This window comes from Paracoccus zhouxuedongae (genome assembly GCF_041927815.1).
Classification (GTDB): Bacteria; Pseudomonadota; Alphaproteobacteria; order Rhodobacterales; family Rhodobacteraceae; genus Paracoccus.
Genome location: NZ_JBHFHM010000009.1, coordinates 12,099 through 30,662 on the forward strand (window position 1 = coordinate 12,099; position 18,564 = coordinate 30,662).

General features: G+C 65.6%; 17 protein-coding genes and 1 tRNA gene. 8 read left to right on the forward strand and 10 right to left on the reverse strand.

The annotated features are described in order from the left end of the window. Positions 1 to 2: 2 nt before the first annotated feature. The 10 genes from ACEYYA_RS11430 to ACEYYA_RS11475 all read right to left on the reverse strand — a co-directional run bounded on the left by ACEYYA_RS11430 (position 3) and on the right by ACEYYA_RS11475 (position 10,542). Complete coding sequence (locus tag ACEYYA_RS11430; protein ID WP_374800713.1) at positions 3 to 1,013, reverse strand: Gfo/Idh/MocA family protein; 1,011 nt, start codon at positions 1,011 to 1,013, stop codon at positions 3 to 5. Continuing rightward, positions 1,010 to 1,915, reverse strand: a complete 906-nt coding sequence (locus tag ACEYYA_RS11435; protein ID WP_374800715.1) for a sugar phosphate isomerase/epimerase family protein — start codon at positions 1,913 to 1,915, stop codon at positions 1,010 to 1,012. The genes ACEYYA_RS11430 and ACEYYA_RS11435 overlap by 4 nt, the downstream gene beginning before the upstream one ends. A 3-nt stretch (positions 1,916 to 1,918) precedes the next feature. Next, on the reverse strand, positions 1,919 to 3,043 hold the full coding sequence (locus ACEYYA_RS11440) for a Gfo/Idh/MocA family protein (RefSeq protein ID WP_374800717.1): 1,125 nt from the start codon (positions 3,041 to 3,043) through the stop codon (positions 1,919 to 1,921). Between the two features lies 1 nt (position 3,044). Further along, a complete protein-coding gene (locus tag ACEYYA_RS11445) occupies positions 3,045 to 4,040 on the reverse strand; it encodes an ABC transporter permease (protein WP_374800719.1) in 996 nt (331 codons plus the stop codon). Positions 4,041 to 4,050: 10 nt separating this feature from the next. Beyond that, positions 4,051 to 5,568, reverse strand: coding sequence for a sugar ABC transporter ATP-binding protein (locus ACEYYA_RS11450; RefSeq protein ID WP_374800720.1), 1,518 nt, complete (start codon positions 5,566 to 5,568; stop codon positions 4,051 to 4,053). Positions 5,569 to 5,638: 70 nt separating this feature from the next. Beyond that, a complete protein-coding gene (locus ACEYYA_RS11455; RefSeq protein WP_374800722.1) occupies positions 5,639 to 6,583 on the reverse strand; it encodes a sugar ABC transporter substrate-binding protein in 945 nt (314 codons plus the stop codon). A 250-nt stretch (positions 6,584 to 6,833) separates the two neighbouring features. Continuing rightward, positions 6,834 to 7,871 (reverse strand): LacI family DNA-binding transcriptional regulator, encoded by a 1,038-nt coding sequence (locus ACEYYA_RS11460; RefSeq protein WP_374800724.1) that lies wholly within the window; start codon positions 7,869 to 7,871, stop codon positions 6,834 to 6,836. Between the two features lie 135 nt (positions 7,872 to 8,006). Next, a complete protein-coding gene (locus tag ACEYYA_RS11465; RefSeq protein ID WP_374800726.1) occupies positions 8,007 to 9,740 on the reverse strand; it encodes a cation acetate symporter in 1,734 nt (577 codons plus the stop codon). Then, positions 9,737 to 10,042: a DUF485 domain-containing protein gene (locus ACEYYA_RS11470; protein ID WP_374800728.1), complete on the reverse strand. Its 306-nt coding sequence runs from the start codon at positions 10,040 to 10,042 to the stop codon at positions 9,737 to 9,739. The genes ACEYYA_RS11465 and ACEYYA_RS11470 overlap by 4 nt, the downstream gene beginning before the upstream one ends. Before the next feature lie 424 nt (positions 10,043 to 10,466). Further along, a tRNA-Lys gene (locus ACEYYA_RS11475) sits at positions 10,467 to 10,542 on the reverse strand. A 98-nt stretch (positions 10,543 to 10,640) separates the two neighbouring features. On the opposite strand from ACEYYA_RS11475, the gene dapF reads away from it, so the two are divergent. The 8 genes from dapF (at position 10,641) to dxs (ending at position 18,526) form a co-directional block, all read left to right on the forward strand. Then, on the forward strand, positions 10,641 to 11,480 hold the full coding sequence (gene dapF, locus ACEYYA_RS11480; protein WP_374800730.1) for a diaminopimelate epimerase: 840 nt from the start codon (positions 10,641 to 10,643) through the stop codon (positions 11,478 to 11,480). Then, positions 11,477 to 12,730, forward strand: coding sequence for a tRNA (N(6)-L-threonylcarbamoyladenosine(37)-C(2))-methylthiotransferase MtaB (mtaB, locus tag ACEYYA_RS11485; RefSeq protein ID WP_374800732.1), 1,254 nt, complete (start codon positions 11,477 to 11,479; stop codon positions 12,728 to 12,730). The genes dapF and mtaB overlap by 4 nt, the downstream gene beginning before the upstream one ends. Positions 12,731 to 12,838: 108 nt before the next feature. Continuing rightward, a complete protein-coding gene (gene panB / locus ACEYYA_RS11490) occupies positions 12,839 to 13,669 on the forward strand; it encodes a 3-methyl-2-oxobutanoate hydroxymethyltransferase (RefSeq protein WP_374800734.1) in 831 nt (276 codons plus the stop codon). Then, complete coding sequence (gene panC / locus ACEYYA_RS11495; RefSeq protein WP_374800736.1) at positions 13,666 to 14,502, forward strand: pantoate--beta-alanine ligase; 837 nt, start codon at positions 13,666 to 13,668, stop codon at positions 14,500 to 14,502. Before panB ends, panC begins: the two co-directional genes overlap by 4 nt. A 42-nt stretch (positions 14,503 to 14,544) precedes the next feature. Next, the gene (locus ACEYYA_RS11500) at positions 14,545 to 15,477 is read left to right on the forward strand and encodes a histone deacetylase family protein (protein ID WP_374800739.1); all 933 of its coding nucleotides are present in this window, start codon (positions 14,545 to 14,547) and stop codon (positions 15,475 to 15,477) included. Further along, on the forward strand, positions 15,474 to 15,710 hold the full coding sequence (locus tag ACEYYA_RS11505) for an exodeoxyribonuclease VII small subunit (RefSeq protein ID WP_374800741.1): 237 nt from the start codon (positions 15,474 to 15,476) through the stop codon (positions 15,708 to 15,710). Before ACEYYA_RS11500 ends, ACEYYA_RS11505 begins: the two co-directional genes overlap by 4 nt. Further along, complete coding sequence (locus ACEYYA_RS11510; protein ID WP_374800743.1) at positions 15,710 to 16,576, forward strand: polyprenyl synthetase family protein; 867 nt, start codon at positions 15,710 to 15,712, stop codon at positions 16,574 to 16,576. Before ACEYYA_RS11505 ends, ACEYYA_RS11510 begins: the two co-directional genes overlap by 1 nt. 15 nt (positions 16,577 to 16,591) lie before the next feature. Next, the gene (gene dxs, locus ACEYYA_RS11515) at positions 16,592 to 18,526 is read left to right on the forward strand and encodes a 1-deoxy-D-xylulose-5-phosphate synthase (RefSeq protein WP_374800745.1); all 1,935 of its coding nucleotides are present in this window, start codon (positions 16,592 to 16,594) and stop codon (positions 18,524 to 18,526) included. Positions 18,527 to 18,564: the final 38 nt, after the last annotated feature.

Consider the following 18,564-nt stretch of genomic DNA (forward strand, 5'->3'; position numbering starts at 1 on the left):
CCTTAACCATACAGCGCCGGACGCGCCGGCAGGGTGATGGCGACAGGCTGGCCCTCGGCCTCTTGCGCGGCGACGCAGGCGTCCGAGGCCACGGCGGCCGCATAGCCATCCCAGGCCGACGGCCCGGCGGCGGTGCCGCGCGTCGCGGCGCGGATGAAATCGGCCAGTTCGACGTCATAGCTGTCGATGAAGCGATCCTTCCAATCGGTCAGGATCGGGTTGCCCAGGGTCGCGTTCAGCCGGGTCTGGATCGCCATCGGCTCGGGCAGTTTCGCGATGCCTTCCTCGCCCACCACCTCGCACTGGATGTCATAGCCATAGCGGCAGTTCACGAATATCTCGACGTCGATCACCACGCCCTTGGCGGTTTGCAGCACCACCACCTGCGGGTCGCGCAGCTTTTCATGGGCATGGGGGGATTTGCGCGGGAAGAACACCTGCGCGCTGACATAATCATCATCCAGCAGCCACCGCAGCACGTCGATTTCGTGGATCAGCGTGTCATGAATCGCCATCGGCGTGACATAGTTGCTGCCCACACGCGGGTTACGATGCGCCGCGTGAACCATCAGCGGCGCGCCGGTCAAGGTGCCAACCGCACGCTTCAGCGCGACATAGCCCGCATCATAGCGGCGCATGAAGCCGACTTGCACCAACCGCTTGCCATGCGCCACCTCGGCATCGACGATATTGCGCGCGCCCTCGGCGGTCGTGGCCAGCGGCTTTTCGCAAAAGCAGGGCTTGCCGGCGGCGATGCTGGCCAGGACATATTCTTCATGCGTCTGGCCCCAGGAACAGACCAGCACCGCGTCGACGCCCGCATCCGCGATCAGCGCATGGGGGTCGTCATGGATCACCGCATCGGGCGCAAATTGCGCCACGCAGCTTTCGGCATTGGCGCGGTTCACGTCATTGACGGCGACGACGCGCGCGCCTGACAGCACCTGATTGATGCGGCGCGTGTGGTCCTGGCCGATGGCCCCCGTGCCGATGACTCCGATCCTCAAGGTCATGATCTGCCCCAATATGTGTCGATATGGCGTTGCATTTCGGCGCGCATGAAGCGGCCGGATTCGTCGGCGCGGTCTTCCCAGGCAAAGACGCAGGCGGTCATGATGCCGTCAAAGCCGATTTCGTGCAGCGTGGCGAAGAAATCGTCCCAAGGCACTTCGCCCTGACCGATGTTCAGATGCTGATGCACGCGGGCCTGGGTGCCGGGCGGGTTCAGGATATAGCGCAACCCGCTGCTGGCGCGGTGGTTGAACGTGTCGGCGACATGGACATGGGCCAGCACATCGGCGGCCTGGCGCAGCATGGCGCGGGTGTCGTCACCAAAGTAAAACGTATGCGGTGCGCAATAGAGGAACCGGACACTGGGGCTGTTCACGGTGCGGATGATGTCCAGCGCCGGTTGCAGGGTCTCGCACCAGTCCTCGGGGTGGGGTTCAATGTTCAGGCGGATGCCTTCACGTTCCAGCACCGGCACCAGTTCGTCCATCGACCGCCACCAGGCATCTTCGCAGGCCTCGATCATCGCGCCGGTATGGCAGCAATAGCACGACCCCTTGTCGGGATGCGGGCCGCGCCCGAACTCGCTGTTCATCGTATCGACGCCCAGTTCGACGGCGATGTCGATGGCGCGTTTCCAGTGGCGGACGGCGGCCTGGCGTTCGACCTCATCGTTGCTGGCCCAGCGATACATGGGCAGCAGGCTGGCGATGCCGACATTCGCGGCGCGCAGGGCGCGCTTGAACCCGGCGATGCGGCTGGGAAAGACGCGCGGGGCCTTGAACCATTCCAGAAAATCGCCGCGCGGCGACAGCTCCATCCAGTCATAGCCCAGTTCGGCCACCTTGCCCGGCAGATCCTCAAGGCTAAGCTGGCGGTGCATGAACGGGTCAAGCGCGATTTTCATGGCCTAACTCCCTGCGATGGCGACGGACTGGCCGGTCGCGGCGGACCGGGCCATGCCGTGAATGATGCGTTCGATCACCAGTCCTTCGGCGAAATCCGGCCCACAGGGGCCACCGCCCGCGATGGCGGTCATCAGCTGATGCGCCTCGATCACCTTCATTTCGTTGAAGCCGAAATTATGGCCGGGGGCCGGGCAAAAGGCGGCAAAGCCGGGCTGCGCGGGGCCGGTCAGCAGGCGCTTGAAGCCCTCGCGGCCCTTGTCCTCGGGCGTGAACAGCCACAGTTCATTCATGCGTTCCTGATCGAACACCAGCGTGCCACGATCGCCGTGAACCTCCCATTGAAGGCGGCATTTGCGGCCATGCGCCACGCGCGAGGTGGCAAAGCTGCCGATCGCGCCCGAGGCAAAGCGGATCATCGCCAGGGCACTGTCCTCATTCTCGACCGGTCTGGCACCCTCGGGCGCGGGGCGGGTGGCATAGGCGGTGCGCGCCATCGCCACCAGGCTGTCGACCGGACCCATCAAGGCCAGCATCTGACTGACCAGATGGCAACCCAGATCGCCCAAGGCGCCCAGACCCCCTTGCGCCTGCGTCATCCGCCACGACCAAGGCAGGTCGGGATCGGCCAGATAATCCTCGTCGTAGACACCGCGAAATTCGCGCGGGGTGCCGATCACGCCGTCACCGATCAGGGTCAGCGCGTGGGCAAAGGCCGGGTTGCGCAGGTAATTATAGCCCAGCATCGTCACCCGCCCTGCGCGGGCAGCGGCGGCGGCCATGCTTTCGGCATCCGTCAGCGTCAACGCCATCGGCTTTTCCAGCCAGACATGTTTGCCCGCGGCCAGGGCGGCCTCGGCCATCTCGCGGTGCAAGCCGTTGGGGGTGGTGATCGACACCACATCCACCGCCGGATCGGACACCGCCGCGCGCCAGTCGCCGGTGGCGCGCGCAAAGCCGAAGGCGTGGGCATGGGCGGTGGCGGCCTCGGCTGGAACATCGGCCAGCACCTCAAGCCGGGGGGGCGTGCCGCCAAAGGCGGTGGCGACATTGCGCCAGGCCATCGCGTGACATTTGCCCATGAAGCCGGTGCCGATCAGCGCGACACCCAAAGGACGCTCCGCCATCATGCTACGCCTTCTTCACGCGCTTTTTCTGGCGATAGACATCGGCCACCACGGCGGCGACGATGATGACGCCCTTGATCATTTCCTGATAATAGGCGTCCAGCCGCAGGAAGGTGAAACCCGAGATGATGACGCCAAAGATCACCATGCCGATGGTGGTGCCGATGATCGACCCGCGCCCGCCGGTCAGCGAGGTGCCGCCGATCACCGCCATGGCGATGGCGTCCAGTTCATACATGATCCCCATGCCGGCCTGCGCGGTCTGACCACGCGCCGCCACGACGATCCCGGCCAGTGCCGCCAAAAGGCCGGCAATGGCATAGACCTTGATGATATGGTGTTCGACGTTGATGCCCGACACCCGCGCCGCCTGCTGGTTGGCGCCGATGGCATAGGTGAACTTGCCGTAACGGGTGTATTTCATGGCGATGTGAAAGATCACCGCGATCAGCAGGAAGATCGCCACCGGCATCATGCCCTTGCCCAGGGCCGCATAGCTTTCCGAGGGAAAGGAAATCGGCTGGCCCTTGGTATACCATTTCGCAAAGCCGCGCGCCGTCACCATCATCCCCAATGTGGCGATGAAGGGCGGGATCTTGGTATAGGCGATCAGTGCCCCGTTCACCATCCCCGCCGCCAGCCCGACCAGCAGCCCGACCCCCAGCGGCACGACCAAGGGCATCCCGGTCAGCGCCGGATAGACCGCGCGTTCATAGCCATCGGCCTGCGCCAGCGACATCGAGATCATGGCCACCGCCCCGACCACCGAACCGGAGGACAGGTCGATCCCGCCCGAGATGATGACCTGCGTCACCCCCACGGCGATGATGCCGATGACCGAGACCTGAAGGATCATGATCTTCAGCCGGTCCAGATTGCCCAGGAAGGACTGCCCCTGAAACACCCAGCCCAGCATTTCAAAGACCAAAGCGATGCCGACCAGCACCAGCAGGATGTTGACCTCGGCCGGCAGGCGGCGATGGGTTGCGGTTTTCGACATCGGTTTCCCCTTACCTTGCAGCCAGATCCATGATGCGGACCTGATCGGCCTCGTCGCGGGTCAGGAACCCGGACACATGGCCTTCGTGCATGACCATGATCCGGTCGGACATGCCCAGCACCTCGGGCATCTCGGACGAGATCATCAGAACCGCGACCCCCTGCCCGGCCAGGGCGGTGATCAGGCGGTGGATTTCGGATTTCGCGCCCACGTCGATCCCGCGCGTCGGTTCGTCCAGGATCAGGATCCGGGGACCGGTCAGCAGCCAGCGCGCGATCAGCAGCTTTTGCTGATTGCCGCCTGACAGGTTTTCCACCCGCTCTTGCAGGTTCGGCGTCTTGACGCGCAGCTTGGCGGCGTAATCCGCAGCCATGGCCGACACCGCGCGTTGCTGGACGAAACCGTTCTTCACCTTGTCGCGGGTGATCAGCGCCATCTGGATGTTTTCCAGGCAGTCGAGGATCAGGAAACAGCCGGTTTCCTTGCGATCCTCGGTCAGAAAGGCCATGCCGTGCTTCATCGCATCCTTGGGCGAGGTGATGCGCACCGGCTGACCGGCGATCCGCACCTGACCCGTCGTCGCCGGGGTCACGCCGAAGATCGCCTCGGCGACGTTCGACCGACCCGAGCCGACAAGGCCAGCCACGCCCAGAATCTCACCCGCGCGCAGATCGAAGCTGACATTGTGGAAAACGCCGGGCAGCGTCAGGTCGCGCACCTCAAGCACCACGTCGCCGATCGGGCAATCGACCTTGGGGAACATCTCGGTGATGTCGCGGCCCACCATCATGCGAATGATGTCGTCGCGCGTCACGTCGCTGGCGGCGACGGTGGCGATGTATTTGCCATCGCGGAACACCGTCAGTTCGTCCGCGATTTCAAACAGTTCGTTCATCTTGTGGGTAATGTAGACAATGCCCACGCCGCGCGCGCGAAGGTCGCGGATGATGGCGAACAGATGTTCGACCTCGGCCTCGGTGATGGCACTGGTCGGTTCGTCCATGATCAGAACGTCAGATTGATAGCTGACCGCCTTGGCGATCTCGACCATCTGCTTTTGCGCGACGGTCAGTTCGCCGACCAGTTGCGTGGGGTCCAGCCGGATGTTCAACTGGTCGAACAGATCCTGGGTCTGGCGGTTCATCGCCGCATGGTCGATCAGCCCCATCGCGCCCTTGGGTTCGCGCCGAATCCAGATGTTTTCCGCCACGGTCATGGTGTTCATCAGGTTCAGTTCCTGATGGATCATCGCAATGCCGCTGTTCAGCGCGTCGATCGGGGTCTTGATCGACAAAGGCTTGCCGGCAAAGCGCACCTCACCCCGGTCGGGCGTATAGACGCCGGCGATGATCTTCATCAGCGTCGATTTGCCCGCGCCGTTTTCGCCCATCAGCGCGTGAACCGTGCCGGGGCGGATGCGCAGTTGCACATCGTCCAGCGCGACCACGCCCGGAAACTCTTTGCGCACGCGATCGACCTCAAGGATGTAATCGCCCGGCCGATCCGCCGTCGCAGAATGATCCAGCATCTTCCCCCCTTTCGGCCCGATTGCCGCAAGCCGGGGGCGGCGAACCGCCCCCGCAATCACCCGGCGTGGGTCAGTTCTTGGCCTGGTAATTCGCCAGATTGGCCGGGGTGACCAGCTCAAAGGGCACATAGACCTTTTTCTCGACCGCCTCGCCGCGCGCCAGTTTCAGCGCGGCATCGACCGCGCCCTGGCCCTGACCGGCGGCATTCTGGAACACGGTCGCGTCCAGCTCACCCGCCGCCATCGCCGCCAGCGCATCCTGGGTGGCGTCGATCCCGGCGACGACAACGGTGTTCAGATCCTTGCCGCCGCTTTTCAACGCCTGGATCGCGCCAACGGCCATTTCGTCGTTGTTGGCGATCACCGCGTCGAACTGAACGCCGGCGGTCAGCCAGTTGGTCATCAGGTCGGTGGCCTGAGTGCGCTGCCAGTTGGCGGTCTGTTCCTCGACGATGGTGATGAACTTGCAGTCGTCGGTGGCGATCACATCCTTGATGTCCTGGGTGCGCATCCGCGCCGCCTGGTTCGACAATTCGCCCATCAACACCAGAGCCTTGGCGCCCTCGCCCTTGCCGGCCTCTTTCAGCAGGCGGCAGACCTCCTGCGTTTGCAGGGTGCCGGATTCCTTTTCGTCCGAGGCGACGAAGGCCTGTTTCTCGGGCAGCGTATCGACGTTGACGGGCTGGCGGTTAACATAGACCAGCGGGATGCCCGCCGCGGCGGCGGCCTCGGACATGGCGACGGTGGCATCGGTATCGACCGGGTTCACGATAATCGCATCGACACCCGAGGCAACAAAGTTCTGGATCTGGTTCAACTGCTTGCCCACATCGTTCTGGGCGTCCTCGACTTGCAGCGTGACGCCATCCAGACCCTTGGCGTAATCCTGCATCCCGTTGCGCAGCACGGTCAGGAAGTTGTCGTCGAACAGCGCCATCGACACGCCGATGTTCTCGGCCATCGCCGCGCCCGAGATCATCATCGCGCAGGTGGTGGTCAGCAGAAAGGTCTTCATGGGTTTCCTCCCCCTTGGTGGTGTCCGGCGCACCTGTCACAGCCGGAAAAAGACAAGCCGGTATCGCCCGCTGACAGCGGTGTTCTTGGCCCGGCACGGCCTTGATGTCGGTCAGGATCGCCGCGCCTCCTCAGGCGGTGATCGGGGGCAGGATTCCCCGCGCGCTGCCCACGGGTCAACCAAATTGATGAGGCCCGCCCATCAGCGGTGATAGAAAAATGCGCGAAAATGATGGAAAGCCATCAATTCGTCAGGCGGTCAGGCCTTCCGGGGTGATGATCTGCGCCATGACAAAGCGTTGGCCGGGATTGTCGGCCGGGCCTTGATCCAACGTGCGGGCAATCACCCCCAGCACATCGGCGGCCACCACATCCAGCGGTGTCGCCAGCAGCGCCGAAACGGTGCCCTCCATCAGGCCCTGGCGCGATTCCGGGGTCAGCTCATGCACGATCAGCCCCAGCCGCCCTGCCTGACCGGCCTCACGCACCGCCGCAATCGCCCCCTCCATCCCACCACCGGCGCAATAGATGCCGGTCAGACCGGGGTGGCGGCCGATCAGGTCCAGCGTCGCCTCATAGGTCAGGGTGCGGGTTTCCAGATTGATCATCGTTTCCAGAAACTCGAAGCCCGGCGCATATTCGCGGAAATAGCTGCGAAAGCCGGTTTCGCGCAGGTCATGGCCATGAAAACGGTGCCCACCGATGAACACCGCCAGCTTGCCGGGCCGCGGTGCGACCCGCTGCATCAGCCAGCCCGCCGTCCGCCCGGTCTTCAGGTTATTGGTGCCCAGATACATTTCGCGCACGCCCTGCGCAAAGTCGGACAGCAGCGAAAACACCGGGACGCCGCGGTGGCGCAGCAGGGTGACGGCCTCGGTCACCTCATGGTGGTCGATGCCGGTGGCGGCCACGGCCTGCACCTTGCCCGCCAGCCCGGCGATGGCCTGGGCAAAATCGCCCGGCGCCTGACCGGGGGCAAAGCGCAGCACGATGCGCCAGCGGCGCCCGGTATCCAGCCGCGCGGCGTGATCCAGCGCGGCGGCGAAATCCTGATAAAAGGCGTGGCGTTCCTTTTGCAGCACGACGCCCAGCGTATATTCGGGAACATGCGCCATCACCCGCGCCCGGATCGCTGCCGCCCCGTGATAGCCGATGGCCACCGCCGCCTCGGACACGCGCTGCGCGGTTTCCGCCCGCACCACGGCGCGGCCATTCAGCACCCGATCCACCGTTGCGACGCTGACGCCGGCGGCCTGGGCCACATCCTCTATCCTGGGTCGTCGTGCCATGCCCTGCCACCGCTTTGGCGCAAGCGTGATGGGCGATGATGGGCAATGCAAGAAAAATATCATTGCCCTGCCGCGCGGCATGAAAAAGCCCGGCCCCCATCGCGGGGACCGGGCCATGGGCCGATCAGACGGCGGTCAGTGGCTTGAGGCTTCGGCCGCGCCGATGCCGGTTTCCGACCGGATCTGCTGCGGGATGAAGCCCGCCCGATCCACCGCCGCGCGCTTGCTGCTGTCGGTGATCGAGAACAGCCAGATCCCGACAAAGGCCAGCGTCATCGAGAACAGCGCGGGCGAGGTATAGGGGAACGGGGCCGAGCCTTTTTCAAAGCCCAGCGTCGCCTCCCACACCGAGGGGGACAGCACCGTCAGCACCACCGAGGACACCAGCCCCAAGAGGCCGCCGATCACCGCGCCACGGGTGGTCATGCCCTTCCACAGAAGCGACAGGAACAGCACCGGGAAGTTGGCCGAGGCGGCAATCGCGAAGGCCAGCGACACCATGAAGGCGATGTTCTGCTTTTCAAAGGCGATGCCCAGCACGACCGCAACCACACCCAGCGCCAGGGTCGTGATGCGCGACACGCGCAGCTCCGACGCGCTGTCTGCCTGGCCCTTCTTGATAACCGTCGAATACAGGTCATGCGACACCGCCGAGGCGCCCGACAGCGTCAGCCCCGCCACCACCGCCAGGATGGTCGCAAAGGCCACGGCCGAAATGAAGCCCAGGAACAGGTTGCCGCCAGCCGCATTCGCCAGATGCACAGCGGCCATGTTGTTGCCGCCGATCAGCCCGGTCACGCCGTCCTTGATCTCAAGGAAGTTCGGATTGGTCAGCACGAACACGATCGCACCAAAGCCGATGATGAAGGTCAGCATGTAGAAATAGCCGATCCAGACGGTCGCCCACATCACCGATTTGCGGGCCTCTTTGGCCGAGGGAACGGTGAAGAAGCGCATGAGGATATGCGGCAGACCGGCGGTCCCGAACATCAGCGCCATGCCGAAGCTGATCGCCGAAATCGGGTCTTTCACAAAGGTGCCCGGGCCCATGATCGACAGACCGGCGGATGCGGCCTCCTCGGGCGTCTTGCCCGCGGCGGTGGCGATTTCGGATTTCACCCGCACCGATTCCGCGAACAGCTGTTCAAAGCTGAAGCCGAAATGCGTCATCACCATGAAGGCCATGAAGCTGGCCCCGCCCAGCAGCAGGCAGGCCTTGATGATCTGAACCCAGGTGGTCGCGGTCATGCCGCCGAACAGCACGTAGACCATCATCAGCGCGCCGACGATGACCACCGCCATCCAGTATTCCAGCCCGAACAGCAGCTTGATCAGCTGCCCCGCGCCGACCATCTGCGCGATCAGGTAGAAGGCGACGACGACCAGCGTTGACAGCGCGGCAAACATCCGCACCGGCGTCTGTTCAAAACGGAAGGCGGCCACATCGGCAAAGGTGAACTTGCCCAGGTTGCGCAGCCGCTCGGCCATCAGGAAGGTCAGGATCGGCCAACCGACCAGAAAGCCGATCGAGTAGATCAGCCCGTCAAAGCCGCTGGTCATCACCGCCGCCGAAATCCCCAGGAACGAGGCCGCCGACATATAGTCGCCCGCGATCGCCAGACCGTTCTGGAACCCGGTGATGCCGCCGCCGGCGGTATAGAAATCCGCCGCCGATTTGGTGCGGCTGGCGGCCCATTTGGTGATGAACAGGGTCATGACCACGAACACCGCGAACATGATGATCGCGGTCCAGTTGGTCGCCTGCTGCTGAATCTCCCCCTCGAGCGCGCCAGCGGCGAACAGCGCGTTCGGCGCGGTCAGCAGCAGGGCCAGCCCGGCCAGGGGGCGGAACTTGGACGCCGACATCATTTCAGGGCCTCATATTTGATCTTGTCGGTCAGTTCGTCGAACTCGCTGTTGGCGCGACGGACATAGACGGCGGTCAGCAGAATGGTGATGACGATCACGCCAAAGCCGATCGGAATGCCCCAGGTGGTCACGCCCTGCCCCAGCGGCACCGCCAACAGATCCTTGCGAAAGGCGATCAGCGTGATGAATCCGTAATAGACGACCAGCATGATGATCGTCAGAAGCCAACCGAACCGCAGCCGCGTGGCACGCAGCTTTTGATAGTTCGGGTCCGCAAGAATGCGGTCAGTCGTCAAAGCCATAACTGGTCTCCTCCCCCTTCGTCTGGCCCGACCGGGTGCTGCCCGGCGTCACGGTCCCTGTCGGGGCCGCCACTGCGTGATTCGGCGCGGGCCTGGAAGGGCGGTGGACAGGCGGCGGCCACTGCCGCGCCGATCCGACCGCCCCCAACCAGACAACTCGCCACCGACAATCTTGCGGCGCCAAAGCCCCGCGCGAAACTGTCATGGCGCCAGTTAATCAGGTCTGATGATCCGCACAACTTATTTTTATAAAACGATTTTTTTGTTAATTTATTGACGAAACAAAGCGTCTATCTGTCAATTATTCACAAAAATGCGAGGCCCGGCACGACCCGGCGTGGGGCTGCGACAGGCGGGCCACGCAAAACGACAACAGACCGCCAATGGCGGTTGACTGCTGCCTTGAGTTATCAGGGGAAGTCAGTGGTGAGCCCGACAGGATTCGAACCTGTGACCCACTGATTAAAAGTCAGTTGCTCTACCAACTGAGCTACGGGCCCACATCACAGGGCGCCTCTCTAGGGTCATGTGCCGGGGTGGTCAAGACCAAAATCGGCAGCTTCTGGCGGAATCTTTTCGGGCACTGTAAAAGCCCGGCATGAACACCGCCGCTTCCCCCTCTGGCCTGGCCTTCATCAAGATGCATGGCGCGGGCAATGATTTTGTCATCATCGATTCGCGCGACCGCGCGGTGGCGGTGGTGTATCCCGCCCTGGCCGCCGCGCTGGGCGACCGCAACCGCGGCGTCGGATTTGATCAGCTGGCCGAGATCCGGCCCAGCGACCAGGCGGATTACCAGCTTGATTTCTGGAACAGCGATGGCAGCCGGGCCGGGGCTTGCGGCAATGCCTCGCGCTGTGTGGCCGATCTGATGATGCGCGATCTGGGGCGGGATGCGGTGCGCTTCGTCACGCAGCGCGGGATGCTGACGGCGCGGCGCGGCGCGGATGGGCAGGTCAGCGTGAACATGGGCCATCCGCAGATCGACTGGGATCAGGTGCCGCTGGCCCGGCCCGTCGATCCGCTGCATCTGCCGCTGGCGGGCGATCCGGTGGCGATCGGCATGGGCAATCCGCATTGCGTGCATTTCGTCCCCGATGCCGAGGCGGTGGCGCTGACCACGCTGGGGCCGCAGGTCGAACATGACCCGCTGTTTCCGGCGCGCACCAATGTCGAATATGCCAGCGTGATCGGACCGGACCATCTGCGGATGCGGGTCTGGGAACGTGGCACCGGCGTGACGCTGGCCTGCGGATCGGGTGCTTGCGCCACCGCCGTTGCGGCGCATCTGCGCGGGCTGACCGGGCGGCGCGTCGCGCTGGATCTGGATGGCGGTCGGCTGGACATCGACTGGGCCGAGGATGGCGTCTGGATGACCGGCCCGGTGGCGCGGGTCTTTGACGGCCGACTATCGCCTGACTGGCTGGCGGCGATATGACCAGCCCGCCGATCTTTTCCACTCATGGCTGTCGCCTGAACGCCTATGAATCCGAGGCGATGAAGGAACTGGCCGAGGCCGCCGGGCTGCAAGGCGCGGTCATCGTCAACACCTGCGCCGTCACGGCCGAGGCCGTCCGCAAGGCCCGTCAGGACATCCGCCGCCTGGCCCGCGACAATCCCGGCGCGCCGATCATCGTCACCGGCTGCGCCGCGCAGACCGAACCCGACACCTTCGCCGCTATGCCCGAGGTGACGCGCGTCATCGGCAACGCCGAAAAGATGCGCCCCGAAACCTGGGCCAGCCTCACCCCCGACCTGATCGGCGACACCGAAAAGGTGATCGTCGACGACATCATGTCGGTGCGCGAAACGGCAGGGCATCTGATCGACGGCTTTGGCCGCCATCGCGCCTATGTTCAGGTGCAAAACGGCTGCGATCACCGCTGCACCTTCTGCATCATCCCCTTCGGGCGCGGCAATTCGCGCAGCGTTCCGGCGGGCGTGGTGGTTGACCAGATCAAGCGGCTGGTGGATCGCGGTTTTGCCGAGGTGGTGCTGACCGGCGTCGACCTGACCAGTTGGGGGGCCGATCTACCCGGCACTCCGCGGCTGGGCGATCTGGTCATGCGCATCCTGCGGCTTGTGCCCGACCTGCCGCGCCTGCGGATTTCCAGCATCGACAGTATCGAGGCTGACGACAATCTGATGCTGGCCATCGCCAGCGAGCCACGCCTGATGCCGCATCTGCACCTGTCCTTGCAGGCGGGCGACGACATGATTCTGAAACGGATGAAGCGCCGACATCTGCGCGACGACGCCATCCGGTTTTGCGAGGATGCCCGCAAGCTGCGCCCCGGCATTGTCTTTGGTGCCGACATCATTGCCGGCTTCCCGACCGAGACCGAGGCGATGTTCGACAACTCGCTGCGGCTGGTCGATGACTGCGGGCTGACGTTCCTGCATGTGTTCCCCTTCAGCGCGCGCAAGGGCACGCCCGCCGCGCGGATGCCACGGGTCGATGGCGCGGCGATCAAGGACCGCGCCGCCCGCCTGCGCGCCAAGGGCGATGCCGCGCTGCGCGCCCATCTGACCGCCGAGATCGGCCAAAGCCGCGCCATCCTGACCGAGGGCCCGCGCCTGGGCCGGACCGAGTTCTTCACCGAAGTCGCCTTTGACCGCGACATGCCCGAAGGCACGTTGATGCACCTGCCGATCACCGGCCATGACGGGTCGCGCCTGACCGCCTGAGGGGCCGCGGCGACCCGACGTTTCCCCCTTGTGCCGTCACAAAGGATTCACACATTTGCTGCGCTGCGGCTAAGAACCCCGCAGGACTGCCCCTGAGGGAGGAAGCAGATGAGCGCCACCGCCACCACCCGCCGCCTGACCGCGCAGGACATCCGCGGCCGCAAGGGCGCCGATCCGATCGTCTGCCTGACCGCCTACACCACCCCGGTCGCGCGGATTGCCGATGCGCATTGCGACCTGATCCTGGTCGGTGACAGCGTGGGGATGGTGCTGCACGGCCTGCCCTCGACGCTGGGGGTGACGGTGCCGATGATGGTGATGCACGGCCAGGCGGTGATGCGCGGCAGCGACCGGGCACTGGTTGTCATCGACCTGCCCTTTGGCAGCTACGAAGAAAGCCCCGAACAGGCCTTTGCCACCGCCTCGGCGGTGCTGCGCGACACCGGCGCAGGCGCGGTCAAGCTGGAGGGGGGCGCGCATATGGCCCCCACCATCGCCTTTCTGGTGGCGCGCGGCGTGCCGGTGATGGCCCATATCGGCCTGACCCCGCAGGCGGTGAACACCTTGGGCGGCTACAAGGTGCAGGGCCGTGGCGGCGACGCCGACCGCATCCGCGCCGACGCCCGCGCCGTGGCCGAGGCCGGGGCCTTTGCCGTGGTGCTGGAAAAGGTGCCCGACGCCTTGGCCCGCGACATCACCGCCGCGCTGCCGATCCCGACGGTGGGCATCGGCGCATCCGCCGATTGCGACGGGCAGGTGCTTGTGATCGACGACATGCTGGGCCTGTTCACCGATTTCCGCCCCAGCTTCGTCAAACGCTATGCCGAACTGGGTGCCGCCGCCGATCAGGCCGTCGCCGCCTATGCCGCCGATGTCCGCGCCCGCCGCTTTCCCGGCCCCGAACATGTCTTTGGCGAGACGCCGAAAGGATCGAAATGAAAATCATCCGCACCGTCGACGACCTGCGCGCCACCGTGACCGGCTGGAAGGCCGCCGGTCAGTCGGTCGCGGTCGTTCCCACCATGGGCGCGCTGCATGACGGCCATCTGTCGCTGGTGGCCCGCGCCAAGGCTGCCTGCGACCGGGTGGTCGTCACGCTGTTCGTGAACCCGCGCCAGTTCAACAACCCCGAGGATCTGGCGAAGTATCCCCGCACCGAGGACAGCGACTCGGCCGCCTTGTCGCCCTTGGGGGTCGATGTCTTGTTCGTGCCCCGCGTGGATGAGGTCTACCCGCAGGGCTTCGCCACCACCGTCTCGGTCGCCGGCCTGTCCGAGGGTTTGTGCGGCGCGCATCGACCCGGCCATTTCGACGGCGTGGCGACGGTGGTCGCCAAGCTGTTTCTGATGACCGGGGCCGACCGGGCGTTCTTTGGCGAAAAGGACTGGCAGCAATTGCAGATCGTGCGGCGGCTGGTGCGCGATCTGAACATCCCGATCACCGTTACCGGCTGCGACACGGTGCGCGAGGCCGATGGTCTGGCGATGTCGTCGCGCAATCAGCGGCTGTCGGCGGCGGATCGTGCGACGGCATCGGCGCTGCACCGGGCCATGCAGGAAGCTGCGGCGGCGATGCATCGCGGCGTGGCGGTGGATGCCGCGTTGGATCAGGCGCGGGCGGCGATCCTGGCGGCGGGCTTTGATAGCGTGGAATATCTGGAACTGCGCGAACCCCACAGCCTGAACCCGATGCCCGCGCTGGATGGCCCGGCACGGCTGCTGGTGGCGGCCTGGCTGGGCGGCGTGCGGCTGATCGACAATATCGCGGTCTGATTGCGATTGCCGCCGGGCCATGGCGGCCCTAACCTGACCGGCATGACCACGATCCTTGTGACCCACCCCGCCGGGCTGAACCATGTCACCCCGCCCGGCCACCCCGAACGGGTGGCCCGGCTGGAACGCATCCACGCCGTCCTGTCGGCCCCCGATTTCGCCGCGCTCGACCGGCGCAGCGCGCCCCTTGCCGACGATGCCGAGGTGCTGCGCTGCCATCCGCCGCGCTATCTGGCCTGGTTGCGCGACAGCGAACCGAAGGACGGCTGGACGCAACTGGATGCCGACACCCACCTGTCGCATGGCTCGATCGAGGCCGCCCTGCGCGCTGTCGGCGGCACGAATGCCGCCGTCGATGCAGTGCTGGCCGGTCAGGCGGCGAACGCCTTTGTCGCCATGCGCCCGCCCGGCCACCATGCCGAGGCCGAGACCCCGATGGGCTTTTGCCTGTTCGGCACCGCCGCCATCGCCGCCCGCCGCGCGCTGGATCATCACGGCCTGGCCCGCGTCGCGGTGCTGGATTTCGACGTGCATCACGGCAATGGCACCCAGGCGCTGCTGTGGGATGAACCCCGCGCCTTTTTCGCGTCCAGCCACCAATCGCCGCTGTGGCCGGGATCGGGCCGCGCCACCGAGACCGGCGCCCATGGCCAGATCATGAACGCCCCCCTGCGGCCCGGATCAGGCGGCGCGGAAATGCGCGCGGCCTGGGAAGGCATCCTGGCCCATGCCCGCGATTTCGCCCCCGATCTGGTGATCGTCTCGGCCGGATTCGACGCCGAAGCCCGCGACCCGCTGGCGCAACTAGAGTGGACGCCCGACGATTTCGGCTGGCTGACCGGCGCGATCTGTGACCTGGCGGATCACTGCTGTAGCGGGCGGGTGGTCTCGACTTTGGAGGGCGGATATGATCTGGACGGCTTGGGCGAAAGCGTCGCCCGCCATGTCCAGATCCTGATGGAGCGCGGCCAATGACCGAGATTTCGCAGATGACATTCGAGGCCGCGATGGCCGAGCTGGAAAAGGTCGTGCGCGATCTGGAAAACGGCAATGTCAGCCTTGAGGATTCGCTGCGCATGTATGAACGCGGCGCGGCGCTGCGGGCGCATTGCGACGCCAAGCTGAAGGCGGCCGAGGAGCGGGTGGAAAAGATCACCCTGTCGCAATCGGGCGAGCCGACCGGCACCACCCCGGTCACGGGTCTGTGATGTTTCCCGCCCGGCTGGCGGCGGCGCAACAGGCGGTGCAGGGCGCGCTGGGCGATGCCATCGCCCCCCTGCCGCCTGGCGATCTGCGCGATGCCATGGCCTATGCCGTGCAGGGCGGCAAACGCCTGCGCGCCTTTCTGGTGATCGAGGGCGCGGCGCTGCACGGGGTCGCGCCTGCGGCTGCCCTGCCCGTCGCCGCCTCGGTCGAGGCCCTGCACGCCTATAGCCTGGTGCATGACGACCTGCCGGCGATGGATGACGACGACCTTCGCCGCGGCCAGCCGACCGTGCATGTCAAATGGGATCAGGCGACCGCGATCCTGGCCGGTGACGCGCTGCAAACCCTGGCATTTGATCTGCTGACCGACCCGGTGATCGGCGTGGCCGAGCGGCGGATCACGCTGGTGGCCGGGCTTGCGCGCGCCTCGGGCGCGGCCGGGATGGTCTATGGGCAGGCCTTGGATATCGCCGCTGAAACCGCGGCCCAGCCGCTGAACCTCGACCAGATCACCCGGCTTCAGGCCGGCAAGACCGGCGCGCTGATCGAATATGCCGCCACCGCCGGGGCGGTGATCGCGGGTGCAGACCCGGCGCCGCTGGCGGCCTATGCCCGTGCCCTGGGGCTGGCCTTCCAGATCGCTGACGACCTTCTGGACGTCACCGGTGACGAGGCCGCGACCGGCAAGCGCGTCGGCAAGGATGCCCAGGCCGGCAAGGCAACTTTCGTGTCGCTTCTGGGTTTGCACGGGGCGCGCCGTCGCGCCGCTGATCTGATCGACCAGGCGCAGGCGGCACTCGACCCTTTTGGCGCGGACGCGGCAGCCTTGCGACAGGCGGCCCGCTTCGTTATCGACCGGCAGAACTGAACCCAGGCGGCAGCGATGAGCGACCCGACCCCCACCCAAACCGATGACCGGCCCCGCACCCCGATGCTGGATCGGGTCAAGCTGCCGTCGGATCTGAAGGCGCTGACCGACCGCGAACTGGCGCAGCTCGCCCATGAACTGCGGGCCGAAACGATCAGCGCAGTCAGCGTGACCGGCGGGCATCTGGGCGCGGGCCTGGGCGTGGTGGAACTGACCGTCGCATTGCACGCGGTCTTTGACACGCCGCGCGACAAGATCATCTGGGACGTCGGGCATCAGTGCTATCCGCACAAGATCCTGACCGGGCGGCGGGATCGCATTCGCAGCCTGCGCATGAAAAACGGCCTGTCCGGTTTCACCAAGCGCAGCGAAAGCCCCTATGATCCCTTTGGCGCGGGCCATTCCAGCACCTCGATCTCGGCCGCGCTTGGCTTTGCGATGGCGCGCGAACTGGGCGGCGATCCGGGTGATGCGATTGCGGTGATCGGCGATGGCGCCATGTCGGCGGGCATGGCGTTTGAGGCGCTGAACAACGCCGGCCATCTGGGCAAACGGTTGTTCGTGATCCTGAATGACAACGAAATGTCGATTGCCCCACCGACCGGGGCGCTGTCGTCCTATCTGACGCGGCTTTACACCGAGGGTCCGTTTCAGGATCTGAAGGCGGCGGCCAAAGGCGCGGTCGGCCTGTTGCCGACACCGTTGCAGCAGGGCGCGCGTCGCGCGAAAGAAATGCTGAAGGGCATGACCCTGGGCGGCACCCTGTTCGAGGAACTGGGCTTTTCCTATGTCGGCCCCGTCGACGGGCATGACCTGGACCAGCTGTTGCCGCTGCTGCGCACCGTCAAGGCGCGGGCGACCGGGCCGATGCTGATCCATGCCGTCACCCAAAAGGGCAAGGGCTATGCCCCCGCCGAACGCGCGGCCGACCGCGGCCACGCCACGGCCAAGTTCAACGTGCTGACCGGCGAACAGGCCAAGGCGAAATCGAACGCGCCGTCCTATACCCGCGTGTTTGCGGAAAGCCTGGTGGCCCAGGCCGAACGGGACGACAAGATCGTGGCGGTGACGGCCGCGATGCCCGATGGCACGGGTCTGAACCTGTTTGCCGAACGCTTTCCGCGCCGGTGTTTCGATGTGGGCATCGCCGAACAGCACGCCGTGACGTTTAGCGCCGGTCTTGCGGCGGGCGGGATGAAGCCCTTTTGCGCGCTTTATTCGACCTTCTTGCAGCGCGGCTATGATCAGGTCGTGCATGATGTGGCGATTCAGCGTCTGCCCGTGCGCTTTGCCATCGACCGGGCTGGCCTTGTCGGTGCGGATGGGGCGACCCATGCGGGGGCCTATGACATCGCCTTTCTGGCCAACCTGCCGGGCATGGTGGTGATGGCCGCCGCGGATGAGGCCGAGTTGGTCCATATGGTCGCCACGGCTGCCGCCCATGACGACGGCCCCATCGCCTTTCGCTATCCGCGCGGCGATGGCACCGGGGTCGAGCGCCCGGAACAGGGCATCCCGCTGGAAATCGGTCGCGGTCGCATCGTCGCCGAGGGCGGGCGGGTCGCGATTTTGTCCTTTGGCACCCGGCTGGCCGAGGTGCTGAAGGCGCGGGAATCCTTGGCCGCACGCGGGCTGGCCCCGACCGTCGCCGATGCCCGTTTTGCCAAGCCGCTGGACCGCGACCTGATCCTGCGCCTGGCGCATGGGCATGAGGCGCTGATCTGCGTCGAGGAGGGCAGCATCGGCGGCTTTGGCAGCCATGTCGCGCAGCTTTTGTCCGATGAGGGCCTGTTCGATCGTGGCCTGACCTTCCGCAGCATGGTCCTGCCCGACACTTTCATCGACCACATGTCGCCCGACGACATGTATGCGCTGTCGGGCATGAACGCCCCGCAGATCGAGGCCAAGGTGCTTGAGGTGCTGGGCATCGCCGTGGCGCGCCGCGCCTGAGCGACGCCCGAAAAGCAGCGCCGCCCGCCCGATCAGAA